Raw genomic sequence first — 20,650 nt, 5'->3', positions numbered from 1 at the left:
AAAGATGAAAACATTAATTATTAACGCACAACCAGATTTTAGAAATGAGAGTCACTATTCGATTAAGTTACAAAATTTATTTTTGAAGAGATTTCACGAAAATTTTCCGAATGAATCAGTTGATTTACTTAATTTATATGAAGAAAAGATTCCACAATTAACGACGGATGAATTGTTAGGAATTTGGGAAAAACAAGCTAAGCGCATCAATTTGACGCCAGAACAAGACCGGATTTTCCAAATTAATCAAAACTTAATTGCTCAATTTAAAGAACACCATCGAATCGTTATCGTGTCGCCATTACATAATTTCAATGTTACTTCAAAGATGAAAGATTATATCGACAATATTTTGGTAGCTCACGAAACTTTCAAATATACGCCTGAAGGTTCGGTTGGCTTGATGACTGACGATTATAAAGTAATGTTGTTGCAAGCTAGTGGTTCAATTTATACAAACGACGACCGTTACACACCACTAGAATTTTCGCGGATGTATTTGGACGGAATTTTTCGGGAATTGATGGGTTTTGATGATTTTTCAATCGTTAGAGTTCAAGGCTTGCAGACAAATGGCGTCAATGTAGACGAGGCAATGGCGAAGGCTGTGAGTGATTTGGATGATAAGTTTACTAATTTTTACAAATAAATTAGATGAGTGCGTTTTCATTTAAAAATGCAAGCGATTTTTTGAATTTGTAATCAAATTGTAACTTATGAAGAAATTTTTAACGTGGTATATTTATATTCGCTGATAAAAAATAGGAGTGTGGGAATATATATGCCACGTAATTTAAAAGAAGAAGTTGTATTCACAGCCATTATGGCCGGATTGATGGTTTTAGTAATGACAGGTTACAACGTAGCCATGGCTCAAGGTTTGAGTAGTGGTCTAGTTATGGAAATTTTGAAGGGTTATCCACTAGGATTGATCGTCGCAATTATCTTGGATTTGTTGATTGTGGGACCAATTGCCAAAGGATTGGCTTTCAAATACATTATCAATGATTATATGAAGAAAAATACCGTTTTAATCGGTATCACAATTTCAGTTATGATGGTTCTTGGAATGGTTACATTCATGTCATTCTTCGGAATCGCTGTTGAAGGAAAATTAGCTCAAGGACATATCTTAGCTACTTACGGTCATACTTGGATTTTTAACTTGATCGTCGCTTTACCATTACAATTGATCATCGTTGGACCTATTGCTCGTGGAGTTTTGGGTAAGATGCAAAGTGCTGCTGCTAAGAAAGCTGAAGCCGAAGAAATCGTTGAAGAAGAAGTTTAATTTAAAATTAGGACGCTGAATAAGCGTTCTTTTTTTATACATTTTTTCATAAGTAAAACTTATCAATCGCTTTTGATTTTGAAATTGGTTTAATCGAGACTTATTTGTAAGATAATCAGTAAAGAAAATTTATGTGTAAATTGATTGAAAAGGAGAAATTATCATGAAGGCAGCAACATTTATTAAACCAGGAAAAATAGTAGTAAAAGAATATGCCAAACCAGAAATTCAAAAACCAACTGATGCAATTATTAAAATTGTTCGAGCTTGTGTTTGTGGATCTGATCTTTGGTGGTACCGTGGTATTTCAAAACGTGAATCAGGTTCAACAGTTGGACATGAAGCTATTGGTATCATTGAATCCGTTGGTTCAGAAGTTAAAAATGTTAAAGTGGGCGATTTCGTTATCGCTCCATTCACACACGGATGCGGCCACTGTGCTGCTTGTTTAGCTGGTTTTGATGGCGATTGCTTAAATAAAGAACCTGGTGGCAATGGTGGTTATCAAGGTGAATATTTGAGATTTACTAACGCTAACTGGGCTTTGATTAAGATTCCTGGTCAACCAGAAGATTATTCCGATGATATGCTTAATAATTTTTTGGCTTTAGCTGATGTCATGGCAACGGGTTTCCATGCTGCAACTAGCGCTGAAGTAAAAAAAGGTGATACTGTGGTTGTTATGGGTGATGGTGCTGTTGGACTTAGTGGTGTTCTTTCAGCTCGTTTGTTAGGCGCAAAACGTATCATTGCTATGAGTCGTCATGAGGACAGACAAAAGTTAGCTAAAGAGTTTGGTGCCACTGATATTATCCCTGAACGTGGTGATGAAGCAGTTAAAAAAGTTATGGAATTAACTGGTACAGGTGCTGACGCGGTCCTTGAATGTGTCGGTACAGAACAATCTGTTGATACAGCCGTTAAAGTCGGACGTCCCGGTGCGATTGTCGGTCGTGTTGGTGTACCCCAAAAAGCTGAAATGAATACTAACAACTTATTCTGGAAAAATATCGGTTTACGTGGAGGAATTGCTTCAGTAACAACCGATGATAAGAAAATTTTATTGGATGCAGTTTTGAAAGGTGAAATCAATCCTGGAAAAGTCTTTACTAAGAGATTTGATTTAGATCACATTCAAGATGCTTATGAAGCTATGGACAAGCGTACTGCTATTAAATCATTGTTAATTATTGATAAGTAGAACTATATTAGATAGGACGTTAAAAAGGCAACCTCAAATTTGAGGTTGCCTTTTTTGTGTAAAAGTAATGTATTATAAATGGTAATGCAAAAGAGACTGGGGTGAGAATGTGTTTAAGCAAATGCAGTATTTTATAGCGGTTGTTAAAAATCATAGCTTTACCAAGGCAGCTTTTGAATGTAATATCTCCCAATCTGCTATATCTCAGCAAGTAAAGGAATTGGAAAATAGTCTTGGTGTGAAGCTATTGAATCGCAAGGGTCGTAGTTTTGAAGTTACTGAGGCAGGCCGCTTTTTTTATACTCACAGTCAGGATGTTTTACAAGAAGTCGATCAGCTTATTAAAGATACGGTTAAAATTATCAAGGATGATGAATTAGAATTGCGTGTCGGTTATTTGCGAAGCTTCGGTACTAAAGAGTTTCTAAAGGCGGTTTCTGAATTTGCGGTTGAATATCCACAAGTAAAAATTAAAATTAATAGCGGTACACATGAGGAATTGTATAAATTATTGCGTGAAGGAACGATTGATTTGAACTTTTCAGATCAAAGGCGTGCGTTATCTGACGTTTATCATAATGAACTTTTAACTTCGAGTGAATTTATAGTTGCGGTTAATCGTTCTTTGCCAGTAGATGCGGAAAAAATCGATATCAATGATTTGGCTGACATTCCCTGTATCTTGATTGTCGATGGGGATGATAAAGAATCTGAAGAATCATATTATCGGGAAATTTTAGGAGTGAAAAGTGCATTTGTTTTAGCTAAAAATTACGATGAGGCCCAAATGTTAATTGCCTCTAACCAAGGTTATCTAATTATTAACCGACGTATGCAAAGTCAATTAGATCAAAATATTGTTAAAATAATTCCTCTGGTAAAAGGCATTAATAGATTAACTCAAAATTATTACGCGTATTGGTTGAATGATAATTCAGGCTTCTATATAGAAAGCTTTGCGGAATTATTAAAGAAAAATTTTGTGTAAGTATATTTTATTGCGTTTTTTTACGATGAATCAAATGGAAGAAAATGTAGTTAAAAGCGGTAACGAGTAAAGTGCTGACTAAAAGATAACCAAAAGAGTCTTGATGGATGGAAATACTCAAATTAAAGTTATTGGGACTGTGTTCGATCGACGTATTTTTAATTATGAATGCAACAATCAACGCCAGGCCCCATTAAAATACTAATTTCATCGATCAAACCAGCATCCAAGAAGCCACCGTCGATTTTTCCACCACCAACGATAGCTAATCTTTCGACGTTGAATTCAGTAGCTAAGATTTCAACAGCACGTTTTAAATCAATATGTTCCTCACCAGTAGAAATCCAAGAAATATTTTTAGAATCAAGATATTCTAAGTAATCGTTTGTAACTTTCTCACTCGTAATAATGAGATGAGGACGACTGTATTGTGAATCGTCTTCCCAAAGCAAAGTTCCTTTAGTATCCATAACAATATTGAAATCATCGGCAGTCACTTTTTTAGAAAAAGATTCTTTATCTAAAGTTTCATTATCTTTAGGTTCGAATTTGCCAGCTTGAGCTAATTCTAATTCAGCCGTCACGCGACCGCTGATAGTAGTTGGGGCTTTAGTAGCTTTTAAAGTATCATAATATTCATTTTGACCTTGTAAGTGTTCAGTCATATTGCAATCGATACGTCCGTCAACTGAAGTCATCATGTGACAAATAATGTATGGTTTCTTCATAATTTTCCTCACTTTTGTTTCTTAATGATTCCAGCTTAATACTTGAAGTTGACTTTAGGTCAAGCGTTTTTCTCGATTACTTTTAGTAATGGATAATCATCCAATATAACTATTTTACGTAACTAACGAAAGATATTATATTTGATATTAGGAGAGGTGAGAAAAATGGCAAAAATATTTATCACTGGTTCAACTGATGGATTGGGCTTCTTAGCTGCTAAAAGATTGTTGGCAGACGAAAATGAGATAGTTCTACATGCCAGAAATGAACAACGAGCTACAGATGTTCGTCAAAAATTAAACGTTAAAGATATCGTCATTGGTGATTTAGGCAAGCAATCAGAAGTTGAGAGCATTGCTAAACAAGTTAATGCGTTAGGACAATTTGATACGATTATTTACAATGCGGGAATTTATACGTCTAATCGCGAATTGACCTTTAAGGTAAATGATGTGGCACCGTACTTACTGACAGCTTTGATCAATAAACCTAAACGTAGTATTTATGTTTCTTCAGGAATGCACATTAATGCAAAATTAGATATTAATAATTTAGCTAAAACGACAGATTACTCATCATCTAAGTTACAAATCGTGTTGTTAGTAAAAGCTTTAGCTAAACGTTATCCAAAAATGATTTCGACAGCTGTTGATCCCGGTTGGGTTCCAACTAAAATGGGCGGTCAAATGGCAACCGATGACTTAACAGCAGGATATATGACTCAAGTAAAACTCGCTACTTCCGATGATAAAAGTTTGAGTGGTGGCTATTTCCATCATCAAAAACCAAGTTGCTATGATAAACGAGCTGATGATGAAGAACTACAAGATGATTATTTGGAACAATTGGCAAAAATTACGGGAATAACAATTTAAAAAAAGAATCAATAACTCGATTTTCAAGTTATTGATTCTTTTTGTTAGTAGCACTCGATGTGAACACTAATTTTAAATGCCATTTTCTATTTGGTTGTGATTCGATCGGAATTCTTGGGAGTAAAGATGATCCAAACTAGAATATCGACAGCTAAAACTACGAAACTAGCATAGGGGATGAAGTAAATTAGAATTAGACCGATGACGAATGAGGATATTTCAAAGATGTTTTTTCCTCGAGAGCGCATTAATTTTAAACGTGATGCTTGTGTCGGATTATCTTTAATTAAGGTTGACAATAGTATTTCAAAAGCTAGTCCCCAAAGTGTGTAGAGAATGAAATATAGATACGCAGCCGATAATGAGCGTGGAAATTTAGAAATCCAGGCGGTACTAACAGGTGTCAGAGACATCAAGAAGAGCCAAACACAGTTAGCCCAGAAAGCACGTTTGGATATCCAGTTAGAATTAGTAAACAGATAATGATGGTTGTACCAAGTCGTAGCAATAAGGAAGAAACTTATTAAATAAGCAATGAAATAAGTTTTTTCATTTAAGAAACTTTGGAAAGTACTGCCTTCTGGTGTTTTCAACTCTAAGACCATGATTGTCATAATGATAGCGACAATTGCATCGGTAAAAGCTTCGACCCGACTTTTATTCATAATTTAATCCATCCTTTTTAGATTAGAAATTAATTTTTTCAATCCATTTGTCGATATTTTGATTTAATAATTTGCCATTATCCATCAATGACATACTCAAAGCTAGTCCATTTTGAGGGTCAAAAGTAGGTATCTCACGATGCAGGGCACTAGTGTATTTTTCATCATGGTCATAGTAAGTCCAAAAAGCAGCAATGTTGTTGTTTGAGAAATCGTTTTGTCTGACGTATGACAAGATAGGGTTAGATGGATTGAATCCCCAAACGGGACCACCAATAATTACATTGTCATATTTAGAAAGGTTCGGTAATTTTCCAGATAGTTCTGGCATTTTATTGTCTGCAATTTCAACTTGTGCTTGATCCCATGCATCATACATTCCATCTGCATATTTACGAACAGTTTGAATCCTATATAAATCAACGTTGTTCAATTTTTTGGCAATAAGTTGGGCCATTTTATCAACGACACCTGTTTTTGAGTAATAGACTAGTAGAGTTTTCATATTTTTTCCTTCTTAATTATAGAGTTTGTCTAGTTGGACGAACGATTACTTCACTGACTGACATGTTATCTTTTGTGCCAATAGCAAATTCAACAGCTGAAGCAATTTGGCCTGGTTGTAACCCATTGACGTTTTCAAAGAAATCTTTAGCAAATTTCTTTTGATCAGAATCGTTGATTGAGTTAAATAGTTCTGTGCCAGTACTACCGGGTGAAATAATAGTTGTTTTAATGTTGTTCTCAGCTTGTTCTTGTCTAAGACCGTCCATGATTGCACGAACGGCAAATTTTGTACCACTATATACAGCTGAATCAGGTCCAACGACGTGTCCAGCAACTGAATCAGTTGTAATGATGTGACCACTCTTAACTTTAGCCATGTAAGGTAAAGCAGCGGCAATACCGTTTAAAACACCCATAATGTTGATCTGAAGCATATTTTGCCATTCATCACGACGTCCTTCGATTAAAGGAGCAGTTGGCATGATACCGGCATTATTATAAAGAACATCAATACGACCATATTTTTCAACTGTTTTATCGATAACGTTTTTAACATCTTCGAATTTCGTGACATCAGCCTTATAAGCATCAATCTTGCCTGGAAAATCCTTTTGAATTTCTTCTAGACGATTTAAACGACGAGCAGCGATAACTAATTTAGCATTGTCCTTGGCTAATAATCTACTTGTGGCAGCTCCGATACCTGATGAAGCACCCATAATTACGACAACTTTATTTGATAGATCCATATTTTAAATTCCTCCTGTGTGAATCAATTTATGTATATAATATAATTGCTAGATACCTATATGTAAAACAGTTATATTGCAACGGTAATCATGACTAAAAAGGATGGGTAAGATGGAACTACGAGTATTAAGATATTTTATCGAAATAGTTAATGACAAAAGTATCACTTCAGCGGCGGAAAAATTGCACATTTCGCAGTCAACTCTGTCAAGACAAATTAAAGATTTAGAAATAGAACTAGGAACAATCCTTTTTGAAAGAGGACCCCGAGAAATTTCTTTGACGGATGATGGTTATTTCTTATTGGAACGTGCTAAAGAAATTAATAGTTTGGTTGAATCAACTACTTCTGCTATTTTGAATAAAAAAGTCTTGTCTGGGGACTTGTATGTTGCAGCTGGTGAAGGTAAAGCTAATGCGATGTTGACGGAGACTTTTAATAAGCTGATTAAAAAGGGTGAAAATATCAGTATCAACTTTGAAACTCAGGATGCGGATCAAATTTTTAAAAATCTCGATGCAGGAATTTTGGACTTCGGAGTTGTTTATACGAATGATTCGCTTGATCGTTACAATAAATTATCATTACCGATCGACAATCAAACAGGAATCGTCTTGCCTAGAAAAGATGATAACTTTGGCAAGGATAATTTGGTTGCGACAGATCTAAAGGGAATGAACTTGCTGATTCCACGACAAATAGATGTCCATTCACAATTAATTTCATATTTGGATGAATATGTGCGTGATTATGATATAACAGGTACTTACGATATGAATTACAACATGCGCGCAATGGTTCTGTCAGGAATGGGATATGCGATTACTTTTAACAAGCCGGAATATCAAAGTGGCGATTTAGTTTTTAAGAGTTTGAACTATTTAGATTCAATTAAAACGGTGTTGATTTGGAAAAAATCACGGACCCTATCACGTTTGGCAGAGGAATTTTTAAAAGAAATGAAGCATGAAAAAAGTGAGTAGACTGATTATTAATCTACTCACTTTTTCTATTTAACGATATTAGTTTTGATTCGATCCATCGGTATTTCACGTGGAACAAATTTTTCAGCAGTTTGTCCAATAGTCAAAGCAAAGACAGCTTTGAAACCGTCAGGTACGACACCACTAGGAATTGAACCAACACTTGCCATGTTGTAGTTAGCACCTAATCCTTGGTCTTCGGCGGCAAGTTCCATGTTGTGAACGATAGCTCCAGCAGAAACGTCTTCCATAGCACCAGGATTTTTAGCAGAAAGAACGATCACAGTTGGTGCATCGTAAATCCCATTCATTTGTTTGAGAATGTCAGATTTTTGAATAACAGTCAAACGATAATTATCATATTCACCCATACCAACCGGGCCAGCGTTACCAGCTAGTAAAATCTTGTGAAGCTGCTCATCAGTAATTTGACCAGTATATTGACGAACCGCCTTACGAGAACTAATCATTTTTTCAGTTTCCATAACAACAACACTCCCTTTTAGACTCTACGATTATGATAGTATAAATCGACTTAAACGATAAGACGTTTTTGATTTTAGTCAGACTTCTAATTTATATAGGATACGTAATTTATAAATGACGTATGTCTAAAAATTTCGTTAGGAGGAAAACTATAATTAAAAAAGGAAAATCAACAGATGCATTAATGCGTCATATTAGATCTCAGCACCAAGTTGTTATTGGCGGAAGTAAAGAGAAAAGGGAACTTTTGGAAATGGGATATTATCATGGATATAAAACATATAGATTTTTAAGAAATGTTAATGATCCATTTGAGAATGAATCATTATTCAGTATCTATTTAAATAGATATAAGGAATTTAAACTGGGCTCATCTAAGTATAAAAATGAAATGAAGCAAAAATTGTTATTAAAACAAAAATTTGATTCCATTATAGCTAATAATTACCAGTCAAAGACGTTAATACAGCATTATATACATAATGGTGAACCAATCCCTCTATGGGCAATTTTTGAATTATTAACTTTGGGTGATTATGGTTGGTTCATCTTGTGTTTAAATACAAATACTAGGTTGAGATTGGAAAAAGAGATTGGTATTGTTGATAAGGTAAATGATACAGATGGATCAATGCTGCCAAAACACATTTTTATTATTAAAGAATTGAGAAACTCAATCGCTCATAATAGTGTTATCTTTGATTGTAGATTTAAAAGCATGAAAATACGTAATACCGTTTTACGACAGTTAACCGATAAAACTGGGATCGATAATATTACCTTTGATAGTATTGTTGATTATCTAATATTGATAATTTACTATCAAAAAAATTTAGGTAAAAACAATAATGAGATGTATATGTTGATAAAAAATGTTAAAAAAGTTATTTTAAAATTTAAAAACAGTGTTAGTAATAGTGTATGCAACAAAGTATTAGGCAGTGATTTTATGAAGAAAATTGGTCGACTGAATGAATTTGTTTAATGATTGGCACTTTTCTATTTACAAAAAATGTACTGATTGATAATATATAGTTACTAATTGTGGTGTTACTTTTCGGAGTGCACTTGGAAACGACTGATTGCATATTTTTGCTTTCGGTCGTTTTTTTTTCAGAAATTTGAGTATAATAGTTCCATTTTTATTAAAAGTCGTATAAAGTTAAAACTATAATATATTAGAAAGAAATTAAAATTAAATTAGAGGGGTACTCATGACTGAAATTAAACATTTTTATGAAACATTTCATCCAGAACACTATGATGTCTACATTGATATCAATCGTGGAACAAAAACATTTTCTGGTACAACTAAGATCAACGGGGATGCCGTTGAAAAAACTGTTTTAATTAACCAAAAGTATTTGAACATTAAATCAGTTGAAGCTGACGGAGAAACAGTTCCTTTTAAAGTCGATGACGAAAACGAAGGTATTCAAATCGAACTTGAAAAGACTGGCGATACAACTCTAACAATCACATATGATGCTAAGTTGACTGATACTATGATGGGAATTTACCCTTCATATTACGAAGTAAATGGCGAAAAGAAGCAACTTATTGGTACACAATTTGAAACAACTTTTGCCCGCCAAGCTTTCCCATGTGTCGACGAACCAGAAGCTAAGGCTAAATTTGACTTAGCATTGAAATTCGACGAACAACCTGGCGAAACGGTTTTAGCTAACATGCCTGAAATCCGTAACGAAGATGGTGTTCACTACTTCGATACAACTGTTCGTATGTCAACTTATCTAATTGCCTTTGCCTTTGGTGACATGCAATATAAGAAGACTAAGACTAAGAGTGGTGTTGAAGTTGGAGTATTCGCTACTAAGGCTCACAAAGCTAAGGAATTAGACTTCACACTTGATATTGCTAAACGTGCAATTGAATTTTATGAAGACTTCTACCAAACACCTTATCCACTACCACATTCATGGCAATTAGCACTACCTGACTTCTCAGCTGGTGCTATGGAAAACTGGGGACTAGTAACTTATCGTGAAGCTTACTTGTTAGTTGATCCTGACAATACTTCAATTGATACTAAGATGTTAGTCGCAACTGTTGTTACTCATGAACTTGCTCACCAATGGTTCGGTGACCTTGTAACTATGAAGTGGTGGGACGATCTATGGTTGAACGAAAGTTTTGCCAACATGATGGAATACGTTGCTGTTGACGCATTGGAGCCAAATTGGCACGTTTGGGAAATGTTCCAAACATCCGATGTTCCTGCAGCTTTGCAACGTGATGCTACTGACGGTGTTCAATCAGTTCACGTTGAAGTTCAAGATCCCGCTGAAATTGACTCAATCTTTGACTCAGCCATCGTTTACGCTAAAGGTGCCAGAATGTTAGTTATGGTTCGTGCCTTGCTCGGTGATGACAACTTACGTAAAGGTTTGAAATTGTACTTTGAAGCTCATAAATATGGCAATGCTAAGGGTAGTGACCTTTGGGATGCTCTAGGTGAAGCTTCAGGTATGGATGTCGGCAAGATCATGAACTCATGGCTTGAACAACCAGGTTATCCAGTCGTTTCAGCTAGTGTCGTTGATGGTAAATTGACCTTGTCACAACAACAATTCTTCGTAGGTCAAGGTAAAGAAATTGGTCGTCAATGGCAAATTCCTTTGAACAGCAATTACGACGCTGCCCCAACAATCATGGCCGACAAGACTATCGAATTAGGCGATTATGAGAAATTACGTCAAGAAAATGGCAAACCATTCCGTCTAAATGTTGGAAACAATTCGCACTTTATCGTTAAATATGATGAAACACTTCAAAAGGATATCTTCGACAATATCGATACAGTTGACACAATTTCTCAACTCGGCCTCTTGCAGAATCTACGTTTGTTGGCAGACGCCCGTGAAATTTCCTATGCCGACGTTGTCCCAATGTTGAAAGGATTCTCAGAAAGTACTTCATCAACTGTCACATCTGCAATGTACAGCATCGCTAATAATTTGAAGAAATTCGTTAAACCAAATTCAGACGAAGAAAAAGCTTTGCAAGCCTTCTTTAACAAATTAAGCGAAAAACAAGTTGCTCGTCTAGGCTGGGAACCAAAGGCCAATGAATCAATCGATGACCAATTGACAAGACCTTACGTCTTAAATGCAGCCTTGTATGCTAAAAATGCTGATGCTATCGAACAAGCACATAAATTGTTTGAAGCCAACAAGTCTGATTTAGCAAGCTTACCAGCTGACATTCGTTTACTAGTAGTTAGAAATGAAGTTAAGAATTACGGTAGTGAAGAACTAGTTAATAACTTGTTCAAAGACTACAAAGAAACTTCAGATCCAAGTTACAAAGCTGACCTATCAGTTGCTATTCCAAGTACACCAGATGCAAAATTGATCCAAGAAATCGTTGATAAGTATGAAGACGCCGACGTCATCAAACCACAAGATTTGCGTGCTTGGTATCGTGGAATCTTAAACAACGACAACGGACAACAAGTTGCCTGGGATTGGCTAAGAAATGACTGGTCATGGCTAGAAGATACAGTCGGTGGAGACATGGAATTCGCAACCTTCATCACTGTGACATCATATGCCTTCCATACACCAGAACGCTTAGCAGAATTCAAAGCCTTCTTCGAACCAAAGATCAACACACCAGGATTAACACGTGAGATTACAATGGATATGAGTGTAATCGAAACAAAAGTTAGCCTAGTTGAAGATGAAAAAGATGCTGTTAATGCTGCTGTTAAGGCAGAAGCTTAATAGAGTGGTTCTGTTGGTTGGGTAGTGTTTAACTGCCGTCTTCCGCAACAACTCTGGGAAATTGCTCCAGACTAAATTTCAGCTTTTTGCAGTTATTTCTGTAAATTCTGAATGGGATAGAATATCTATTCAGAATAATTGATGAGCTGATTTATAGTTTGAACGTTATAGAACTAGAATATTTTAATTTATAAAAGCAATAGAGGATGTTACTAGAATTAATCTGGTGACATCCTCTTTTTTGTTGCCATTATTTCTATTTTGAATGGTGAAACTTAATGATTCATCAAAATATCTGTAGTTATTCAGAATAGAATTACTATTTTTAAAGGAATGGAAAGCAAATAAACCATAGAACTGAAATTCAGTTCGGAATAGCAAAGCCGATTTGGCTCAGATGTGAAATTCTACTTAGCGCTTTAGCGCTTACGTAGAAGGCCAAGCTTTGAGATTTTGCGTACTTTGCAAAAGCTCAAAGTTGTGCCCACATCGTTCCAGCCAAAATCGGCTTTGCTATGGAGGACGGCATATTACTCCCCCCTCAAAGAAATCCACAATTATATTTATTTAAATTTATTAAAACTAATTCTCAAGTTAATCAAGCCTAATAAAAATATTGTACCAGCATTAACCACATGTTATGATATAGATAAGGCGGACTACGCCAAAGAAATGGGGGCTCTTAATGCTAACTGTAAAGAACCTCACTGTCGCTTATGATGACACACCAGTGTTTTCTGATGTTGCCGTTAACTTCAACGCAGGAAAAATTACTGGAATCATCGGACCCAACGGTGCAGGTAAATCGACTTTGATTAAGGCAATGCTGAATTTAATCAAAGCTAAACAAGGCCAGGTACAATACAATGGGAAATCAATGAGATCAGTACAAAAAAGTATTGCTTACGTTGAACAGAGAAAAGACCTGGATCTAACTTTTCCCATTGATGTCTTCGATGTTGTTCTAACAGGAACTTATGGAAAGTTAGGACTATTTAAAAATCCAGGAAAAAATGAGAAATTAGCCAGTAAAAAAGCTTTAGAACAAGTTTCACTGACTGAATTTTCGAAACGCCAGATTGGTAATCTTTCCGGAGGCCAACTGCAACGAGTGTTCGTGGCTCGAGCAATTGTTCAAGAAGCGGAGATTATTATTTTGGATGAGCCATTTGTGGGAATTGATTTGCAAAGTGAAACAGCAATCATGCAAATTTTGAAACAGTGGCGTGATGATGGCAAAACGATAATTGTTATTCATCATGATTTGAATAAAGTTACTAAATATTTTGACGATTTAGTTATTTTGAACCATGGAATTGTCGATTATGGACCAGCTCGAGAAGTTTATAATCCGAAAAATATCGAACGAGCTTTTAGTGCAGATCTTTCTTCAGTGCTTTTTGCGGGAAAGGCAGGTGTGCAGTGATGGCATCATTGATAGATTTCTTCCAAGCTTTGGGGAAATATGATTTCTTACAAAGTGCCTTATTGACCGCAATTATGGTCGGAATTATGTCTGGAATTATCGGCAGTTTCATTATTTTACGCGGAATGTCACTGATTGGGGATGCAATTTCTCATTCAGTCTTACCCGGAGTGGCAGTCGCTTATATGTTAGGTATTAATATTTTAATAGGTGCTTCGATTTTTGGAGTTTTAGCGGCTTTATTAATAGGTTTCGTCGCTTCAAAAAGTAAGATTAAGACTGATACCTCAATCGGGGTCGTCTTCAGTGCCTTTTACGCTTTAGGATTTATTTTGATCTCGATGGCCGAAAGCTCAACCAATTTGCATCATATTCTGTTTGGAAATATATTGGCCGTCAGTGATTCCGATATTATGACGACCGCCGTGGTGTTGGGAATCGTTATCTTGTTCGTCGTGATCTTCTATAAAGAGTTACTGGTGACTTCTTTTGACGCCACTTATGCTCAAACTTATGGCTTGAACGTCCAACTGATTCACTATTCACTCATGCTGATTTTGACGTTAGTAACAGTATCCGCTCTACAGACGGTCGGAATCATTTTAGTGGTAGCGATGTTGATTACACCTGCTGCGACAGCATTCTTGTGGACCGATAAATTAGGAGTCATGCTGGTTTTATCCGCAATTATCGGGGTAGTTTCTTCAATCAGTGGACTGTACTTTAGTTACAGCTTGAATTGGGCCTCTGGTCCAGCAATCGTTATCATGGCAGCTTTGATGTTTGCAATATCCTTTGTTGTTTCACCAAAACAAAACTTCTTTAAATTAAGGAGTGTGGCTAAATGAAACGAATAATTCCGACGATTTTGGCTGTTTTTGCTATGATTTCTGGCGTGTATTTTTTCTTGAATACCCGTCAAAATACGACGAATGTAGAAGCAGAGAATAATAAGTTACACATCGTGACAACTAATTCGATTTTGGAAGACATGGTTAAAAATGTTGGAAAAGACAAGATTGAATTGTACAGTATCGTCAAACGAGGGACCGATCCGCATGAATACGAACCACAGCCGAGTGATGTCTCTGCTGCAAGTGACGCAGATTTAATTTTTCACAATGGTTTGAACCTGGAAACTGGTGGTAGTGGTTGGTTCAACAAATTGGTCGAGACTTCGCATAAAAAATTTGGTCGGGAAGTTTTCTCGGCGAGTGAAAATGTGGATGCAGAACATCTGACGACCAACAAAAATGAAGAGGACCCACATGCCTGGCTAGATTTAAACAACGGAATCAAATATGTCGAGTTGATCACCAAGGTTATGAAGCAAAAGGACCCGCAAAACGCCGGATTCTACCAGGATAACGCCGACAAATACATCGCTAAACTGCAACGATTGCACAAGACGGCTCAATCCAAATTCCTCGACATTCCAAAAAGCCAGCGTCTGCTCGTCACTTCAGAAGGGGCCTTCAAGTACTTCGGCAAGGCTTATCACGTGACGCCGACCTACATTTGGGAAATCAACACCGAATCACAAGGAACTCCCGAACAGATGAAAGCAGTTTTGAGCAAGATCAATCAATCTGAAGTAAAAAGTTTGTTCGTCGAATCATCCGTATCACCCAAATCAATGGAGAAAGTTTCCAAAGAAACGGGCTTAAAAATCCATTCCCAATTGTTCACTGACTCCTTAGCCAAAAAAGGCAGTCAAGGTGATACGTATTACACCATGATGAAGTGGAATATTGATAAAATTTATCAAGGATTAAAATAAAAAAACTCGAAAACATTAGCTTATGAGGGCTAGCAGTTTTCGAGTTTTTCTTTGAACAGATGATACTACTACCAAATTTTGCTCAATGCAAGAATTTTGTACGTATCGTCTTTTTAATTATTATCACCAAAAATTTGGATGATACTTAAGAACAAGTTGATGAAGTCCATTACTAAGTTAACGGAAGCTAACAAGGCGATGGCACCTAAACTTTCTGATCCGGCATTGCTTTGATAAATACGTTTGATATTTTGTGAATCAAAGGCAATGTAGAACAAGAATAAAATAACGATAGCGGCGCTAACTAACATCATCATGGCTGTACTCTTGAAGATGAAGATATTGATAGCTTCAATTACGATGACGGAAAGTAAACCAATCATCAGAGTGCGACTCCATTTTGTTAAATCTTTCTTAGTCATGAAACCGACAAAAGCTGAAACAACGAAGACAGCTGATGTGATTGTTAAAGTTTGAATGATACTCTTAGCGGAATAGAGGTAGAAGATCGGTACTCCCATGAATGATAGTGCGAACAAGAAACCTAGGTAACTGACGAAAGTTAAAAAGTAAGATCTTGTAGCAAAACGAGCACATAAACTGATGAATCCGATTGGAACAGCGATCATTAAGATCATTGAAATTATTCTGTGATTTGCCATACCTTGGAATAACATGGCTGACATCGCTTGATTATTAGCGATAGCTTGCGCACAAATCATCCAAAAGGCAATTCCTAAGCCAGTATATAAATAGACTAAGGAAGTGAAACGAGCTAAACCAGTAGCTTTAACTTTATCTATACTTTGCAAATTATTTCCTCCTCATTTATTACTAATATAATTGTACAATAGAATAACATTTCTTAGTCAAATTAGAAACTACATAATGTTAGAATTAACCCATAATACTGATACGAAGAGGGTTAATAGATGACGATTTTAGTGGACAAAGAAAAGCAGCTTTTTACCTTACAGACTAAGAACACGACTTACCAGATGAAAGTCGACCGTTTCAATTATTTGTATCACCTTTATTATGGAAAGAAAATTGATCAGCCGGATTTGTCATATTTACTCTATGACGGACCATCGCATTATGCACCGTATCCGCATGAATCGACTGACAAAGTTGGTTCGTTGACGTTGATGTCACAAGAGTATCCTAGTGCCGGAACTGGTGATTTAGGGACGTTGGCGTTAGATCTGCAAAATAGTGACGGGACACACGTTGCTGATTTGAAATACAAGAACTATCAAGTTTTGGACGGGAAGTATTCACTCGAACAGATGCCTAGTTTTTATGCGCATAATGATCAAGCCCAGACTTTAAAAATCACCCTCGTTGACGATTTGTCAGGGATTGAAGTTGAGCTGTTCTACGGCGTTTTTGCGGACTTAGACATCATCACCCGTGCTACTAGAATAAGTAATCTAGGTAAGCAAGCAGTTAAACTGCAGAAAGCTCAATCCCTATCACTCGACCTATTGTCCGGTGACTTTGACTTGGTTCATTTCCACGGTCGTTGGGGTAGTGAGCGTAATTTGGAAAAGTTACCAATCACTCATACAACGACGACATTAGGTTCAAATTACGGAGTTTCAAGTGCCAAAGAAAATCCTGGCTTTTTAGTTACTGCTAAAGATGTCACTGAAATGTCAGGCGACTGTTACGGTTTTAACTTGGTTTATAGTGGTAATTTCAACGCAACTGCTGAAAAAGGCACCCTAAATCAGAGTCGAATCACATTAGGCCTAGGCGATTCGCAATTTGCTTGGCAATTAGAACCGGGAGCGATGTTTGAAAGTCCTGAAGCAGTAATGAGCTTCTCTAGTTGTGGTTTGACGAAGTTATCGCACAATTTTCACGATGCTATTCGAAACAATCTTTGTCGCAGTAAATATGAAAAAGTTCGTCGACCAGTTTTAATCAACAATTGGGAAGCTACTTATTTTGATTTCACGGGCAAAAAATTAGTAGAAATTGCCAAAGCCGCCAAGAAATTCGATGCTGATTTGTTCGTTTTAGATGATGGTTGGTTTGGCAATCGTTATGACGAAAACCGAGCTTTGGGTGACTGGTTCGTCAATGAAAAGAAACTTGGCTGCAGTTTGCATGATTTAGTAGAAAAAATCAATCGATTGGGCTTAGACTTTGGTTTGTGGTTTGAACCCGAAATGGTCAGTGAAGACAGTGAACTTTATCGTCATCATCCCGATTGGGCTTTGAATCTGCCTGACCGAAAAGCTCTTTTAGGTCGGAATCAATTAGTTTTGGATTTATCGAAAGAAGCAGTTCGTGAGTACTTGTTTGAACGAATCAGTGATATTTTGGATAGTGCCAACATCAGTTACATCAAATGGGACATGAATCGTCCAATAACTGATTGGTATTCAAAATCCTTAACTGACCAAGGTGAGTTACAGCACCGCTACGTCCTAGGACTATATGATTTACTGGGAAGATTAACTCGCAAATATCCAGATGTCTTGTTTGAAGGTTGTGCTTCAGGGGGTGCGAGATTTGATTTAGGGATGCTGGCGTACGAACCACAAATTTGGACCTCCGACAATACCGACCCGATCAATCGCTTGAAAATTCAATACGGGACAAGTTTCTTCTACCCAATTTCAGCAATGGGCGCTCACGTTTCTGTCAGTCCCAACCACCAAAACGGCCGCATTACACCATTTGCAACCAGAGCCGCAGTCGCCATGGCAGGAACCTTCGGTTACGAATTGGATGCCACGAAGATGAGTCCAGAAGACCAAAAACAAGCCTTGGCCGCTACAAAACTGTACAAAAAAGTCCAAGCTATGACCTTCAATGGAGATTCTTATCGCTTATTGAGTCCGTTTGATCAAGGAAATTTGGTAGCTTGGCAAGTAGTTTCAAAAGACCAAGCGCAAAGTTTATTAACAGTAGTAATGACCGATGTAGTAACCAATCCAGCCTTTGTTTATCTAAAATTACGTGGATTAGATGAAAATGCTAACTACAAAGTTGCTGACAAAATCTATTCCGGACAAGCATTAATGAACGCCGGTTTGAAGTTAGATCCACTAAAAGGCAGTTACAACTCCAGACAAATATTAATAGAAAAAATCAGCTAAATAGTTTGAATATGAATTGGGATTCTTTCTGGAGGTTGGATGGTGGGTAGATGCCGTCTTCCGCAACAGCTCTGGGAAACGCTGGAACGCTGTGGGCACGACTTGAAACTACCGCAAAGTGCGCGGTATTTCCAAGCTCGGCCTTCTACGTAAGCGCTGAAGCGCTAAGTAGAATTTCACGGCTGAGCATTTCCCAGAGCTGTCACTCCAGACTAGATTTCAGATTTTTGCAGTATTCCGGTAAATTCTGGAATTGGATAGATTTCTATTCAAGTTAAGTACTTAACTGTTTTATAGTCTGGATACGTTATAGTGTTTAATATTTTGATTGATCTAATTTGATGTAAAAATAGAAGATCCTACTAGAGTCGCAGGAAAATGCTGCAATCTAGTAGGATCTTTTTCTGTTATTACTTCTATTCTTGAATAGAAAGGAAGCACAATAACTCATCAAAATACCAAATTCCAAATCGGAATAGAAGTAGTACTCCTAAATAAGTGGAAAGTAAATAAAAAAATAGATCCGTTATTCAGTCTGGAGCACAAAACCTGTGATGGCTCAGTCGTGCCGGCAGCGTTCCAGTCCATCACAGGTTTTGTGCGGAAGACGGCATACTTCCCCAAACAACCACTTAACGAGTTATTTTGACCGCTCAAGCAAACTCACTATACACGCATGATTAAAAGTGGTGTAATACTTTTAACGAAAGGGTTGTTGGATGTGAAAATAAAATTAGACATTTCGCCACAATATCAAGACAAAGAAATCGTAATCCGTGCTAACCAAAAAGACGAAGAAGTAGCCGAGATTTTACACAGTCTACAAGAAATTGAGACTAAATTACACAGTATCAACGGTTATTTGGATGATACCGTCTATTCTTTGCCGATATCTGAAATCTTATTCTTTGAGACAAACGACCGAAATGTCTATGCTCACACCAAAGACAACGCCTTTTTGATTCATTCTCGATTGTACGAATTGGAGGAGAATTTGCCGGATAACTTTTTACGAATCTCTAAATCAGCTATTTTAAACGTTGATGAAATTAAGTCCCTGACCCAATCGGTGATGGGAAATCTAATTCAGTTTCGTGATAGCTATAAGCAAATTTACGTCTCCCGTCGCTTTCTAAAAAATCTGAAGATGAAATTGAATCAAAGGAAGGGTTAATTATGAGAAATAGAAACGGAATCTTTTGGGGCATATTCCTGCTGCTGAGCGCGGCCTTGTTGATTGTCAGCCAGTTGCACCTGATCACCTACACGTTCAACTTCTGGACGATTATCGCCACTTTATTTTTAGTATTCTTTTTGGTCAAAAGCTTGGTCTACTTTTCCATTTCAGGGACAGTCTTCACGTTAGCTTTTTTGGCAATTTTATACGCTAAACCATTGGGAATTGCGGCACTTTCGGCCTGGACAATTTTGGGTGCGGCCTTGTTGATCACCATCGGCTTATCACTGATTTTGAACCCTTTTTTAGCTAAACATCGCCCCTGGATGCGCATTAAAAGTAAAATGAAGTGGAGTAGACGTCCATTTATCAGTTATTACGAAGACGATGACGACGACACAAAAACCGTTGATAGTTCTGACGTTGATGTCTTTGTAAAAATGGGCAATGGTGTCAGATATGTCAGATCCGATGACTTTCAAACGGCCAATATCCAAGCTAATCTTGGTGAAGCGAAAGTTTATTTCGACCACGTAACAGTCAGAGATACAGCAACTATCAAAGTAAATGTCTCATTAGGCAATGTCGAGTTGTTCGTTCCGCGTAATTGGAATGTTATCAAAGGAGTCAACAACAGCATGGGCAACATCTCTGAAGCTGGTACGCAGAAATTGACAGCCGATAGTCCTAACGTCACGATAACCGGATTAGTTTCAATGGGAAATCTAAAAATTCAATATATTTAAAAATAGAGCTGCTAATTGGTAGCTCTATTTTTGTAAAACGGCAAAATATTGAAATAGAGTGAGTAAAAGTAATTTCTATTTGTCCAAAACGGCAAAATATTGAAATAGAATGGATAAAAGTAGCTCCTATTTGCCCAAAACAGCAAAATATTAAAATAGGATGGATAAAAGCAGCTTCTATTTGCC

Annotated in this window: 20 protein-coding genes; 14 read left to right on the top strand and 6 right to left on the bottom strand. The window is 36.8% G+C overall.

Annotated elements, in window-relative coordinates:
• The first annotated feature begins 4 nt into the window (after positions 1-4).
• From EGT49_RS10860 to EGT49_RS10845, 4 genes are all read left to right on the top strand, one after another.
• Positions 5-649 (top strand): FMN-dependent NADH-azoreductase, encoded by a 645-nt coding sequence (locus EGT49_RS10860; protein ID WP_135374246.1) that lies wholly within the window; start codon positions 5-7, stop codon positions 647-649.
• 132 nt (positions 650-781) lie between these two features.
• A complete protein-coding gene (locus EGT49_RS10855; RefSeq protein WP_010018840.1) occupies positions 782-1,291 on the top strand; it encodes a DUF2798 domain-containing protein in 510 nt (169 codons plus the stop codon).
• A 163-nt stretch (positions 1,292-1,454) separates the two neighbouring features.
• Complete coding sequence (locus tag EGT49_RS10850; RefSeq protein ID WP_135374244.1) at positions 1,455-2,492, top strand: zinc-dependent alcohol dehydrogenase family protein; 1,038 nt, start codon at positions 1,455-1,457, stop codon at positions 2,490-2,492.
• A gap of 109 nt (positions 2,493-2,601) precedes the next feature.
• Positions 2,602-3,480, top strand: coding sequence for a LysR family transcriptional regulator (locus EGT49_RS10845; RefSeq protein WP_135374242.1), 879 nt, complete (start codon positions 2,602-2,604; stop codon positions 3,478-3,480).
• Between the two features lie 158 nt (positions 3,481-3,638).
• Here EGT49_RS10845 and EGT49_RS10840 read toward each other — a convergent pair whose 3' ends face one another.
• Entirely contained in the window at positions 3,639-4,208 is a 570-nt protein-coding gene (locus tag EGT49_RS10840; RefSeq protein WP_135374240.1) for a dihydrofolate reductase family protein, read from the bottom strand.
• Positions 4,209-4,373: 165 nt separating this feature from the next.
• On the opposite strand from EGT49_RS10840, the gene EGT49_RS10835 reads away from it, so the two are divergent.
• Entirely contained in the window at positions 4,374-5,084 is a 711-nt protein-coding gene (locus EGT49_RS10835; RefSeq protein WP_135374238.1) for an SDR family NAD(P)-dependent oxidoreductase, read from the top strand.
• Positions 5,085-5,170: 86 nt separating this feature from the next.
• Here the strand turns inward: EGT49_RS10835 and EGT49_RS10830 are convergent, their stop codons facing one another.
• The 3 genes from EGT49_RS10830 to EGT49_RS10820 are packed head-to-tail and all read right to left on the bottom strand — an operon-like array spanning position 5,171 to position 7,005.
• Positions 5,171-5,749: a TMEM175 family protein gene (locus EGT49_RS10830; protein ID WP_135374236.1), complete on the bottom strand. Its 579-nt coding sequence runs from the start codon at positions 5,747-5,749 to the stop codon at positions 5,171-5,173.
• Between the two features lie 22 nt (positions 5,750-5,771).
• Positions 5,772-6,254 (bottom strand): flavodoxin, encoded by a 483-nt coding sequence (locus tag EGT49_RS10825; protein ID WP_135374234.1) that lies wholly within the window; start codon positions 6,252-6,254, stop codon positions 5,772-5,774.
• A 16-nt stretch (positions 6,255-6,270) separates the two neighbouring features.
• On the bottom strand, positions 6,271-7,005 hold the full coding sequence (locus EGT49_RS10820; RefSeq protein ID WP_135374232.1) for an SDR family oxidoreductase: 735 nt from the start codon (positions 7,003-7,005) through the stop codon (positions 6,271-6,273).
• A gap of 112 nt (positions 7,006-7,117) precedes the next feature.
• Between EGT49_RS10820 and EGT49_RS10815 the strand changes: the two genes are divergently transcribed.
• A complete protein-coding gene (locus tag EGT49_RS10815) occupies positions 7,118-7,990 on the top strand; it encodes a LysR family transcriptional regulator (protein WP_135374230.1) in 873 nt (290 codons plus the stop codon).
• A 26-nt stretch (positions 7,991-8,016) separates the two neighbouring features.
• On the opposite strand, the gene EGT49_RS10810 is transcribed toward EGT49_RS10815, so the two are convergent.
• Positions 8,017-8,475, bottom strand: coding sequence for a nitroreductase family protein (locus tag EGT49_RS10810; protein WP_135374228.1), 459 nt, complete (start codon positions 8,473-8,475; stop codon positions 8,017-8,019).
• Positions 8,476-8,597: 122 nt separating this feature from the next.
• Here EGT49_RS10810 and EGT49_RS10805 point away from each other — a divergent pair, with 122 nt between their 5' ends.
• The 5 genes from EGT49_RS10805 to EGT49_RS10785 all read left to right on the top strand — a co-directional run bounded on the left by EGT49_RS10805 (position 8,598) and on the right by EGT49_RS10785 (position 15,428).
• Entirely contained in the window at positions 8,598-9,461 is an 864-nt protein-coding gene (locus EGT49_RS10805) for an Abi family protein (protein ID WP_135374226.1), read from the top strand.
• A 229-nt stretch (positions 9,462-9,690) separates the two neighbouring features.
• The gene (locus EGT49_RS10800) at positions 9,691-12,222 is read left to right on the top strand and encodes a M1 family metallopeptidase (RefSeq protein ID WP_135374224.1); all 2,532 of its coding nucleotides are present in this window, start codon (positions 9,691-9,693) and stop codon (positions 12,220-12,222) included.
• A 685-nt stretch (positions 12,223-12,907) separates the two neighbouring features.
• Positions 12,908-13,648 (top strand): metal ABC transporter ATP-binding protein, encoded by a 741-nt coding sequence (locus tag EGT49_RS10795; RefSeq protein ID WP_135374222.1) that lies wholly within the window; start codon positions 12,908-12,910, stop codon positions 13,646-13,648.
• Positions 13,648-14,496, top strand: coding sequence for a metal ABC transporter permease (locus EGT49_RS10790; RefSeq protein WP_135374220.1), 849 nt, complete (start codon positions 13,648-13,650; stop codon positions 14,494-14,496). The genes EGT49_RS10795 and EGT49_RS10790 overlap by 1 nt, the downstream gene beginning before the upstream one ends.
• The gene (locus EGT49_RS10785) at positions 14,493-15,428 is read left to right on the top strand and encodes a metal ABC transporter solute-binding protein, Zn/Mn family (RefSeq protein ID WP_135374218.1); all 936 of its coding nucleotides are present in this window, start codon (positions 14,493-14,495) and stop codon (positions 15,426-15,428) included. Before EGT49_RS10790 ends, EGT49_RS10785 begins: the two co-directional genes overlap by 4 nt.
• A 113-nt stretch (positions 15,429-15,541) precedes the next feature.
• On the opposite strand, the gene EGT49_RS10780 is transcribed toward EGT49_RS10785, so the two are convergent.
• Positions 15,542-16,240: a Bax inhibitor-1/YccA family protein gene (locus tag EGT49_RS10780; RefSeq protein ID WP_135374216.1), complete on the bottom strand. Its 699-nt coding sequence runs from the start codon at positions 16,238-16,240 to the stop codon at positions 15,542-15,544.
• Positions 16,241-16,360: 120 nt separating this feature from the next.
• Here EGT49_RS10780 and EGT49_RS10775 point away from each other — a divergent pair, with 120 nt between their 5' ends.
• From EGT49_RS10775 to EGT49_RS10765, 3 genes are all read left to right on the top strand, one after another.
• Positions 16,361-18,541: an alpha-galactosidase gene (locus EGT49_RS10775; RefSeq protein WP_135374214.1), complete on the top strand. Its 2,181-nt coding sequence runs from the start codon at positions 16,361-16,363 to the stop codon at positions 18,539-18,541.
• Positions 18,542-19,262: 721 nt separating this feature from the next.
• Positions 19,263-19,715 (top strand): LytTR family DNA-binding domain-containing protein, encoded by a 453-nt coding sequence (locus tag EGT49_RS10770; RefSeq protein ID WP_167849834.1) that lies wholly within the window; start codon positions 19,263-19,265, stop codon positions 19,713-19,715.
• A gap of 2 nt (positions 19,716-19,717) precedes the next feature.
• Positions 19,718-20,464, top strand: coding sequence for a LiaF transmembrane domain-containing protein (locus EGT49_RS10765; protein ID WP_135374210.1), 747 nt, complete (start codon positions 19,718-19,720; stop codon positions 20,462-20,464).
• Positions 20,465-20,650: the final 186 nt, after the last annotated feature.

The organism is Companilactobacillus suantsaicola, assembly GCF_004745525.1.
In the GTDB taxonomy this organism is placed as follows: domain Bacteria; phylum Bacillota; class Bacilli; order Lactobacillales; family Lactobacillaceae; genus Companilactobacillus; species Companilactobacillus suantsaicola.
Note: the sequence above shows the minus strand (reverse complement) of the source record. Positions and strands in the feature narration are given on the sequence as shown.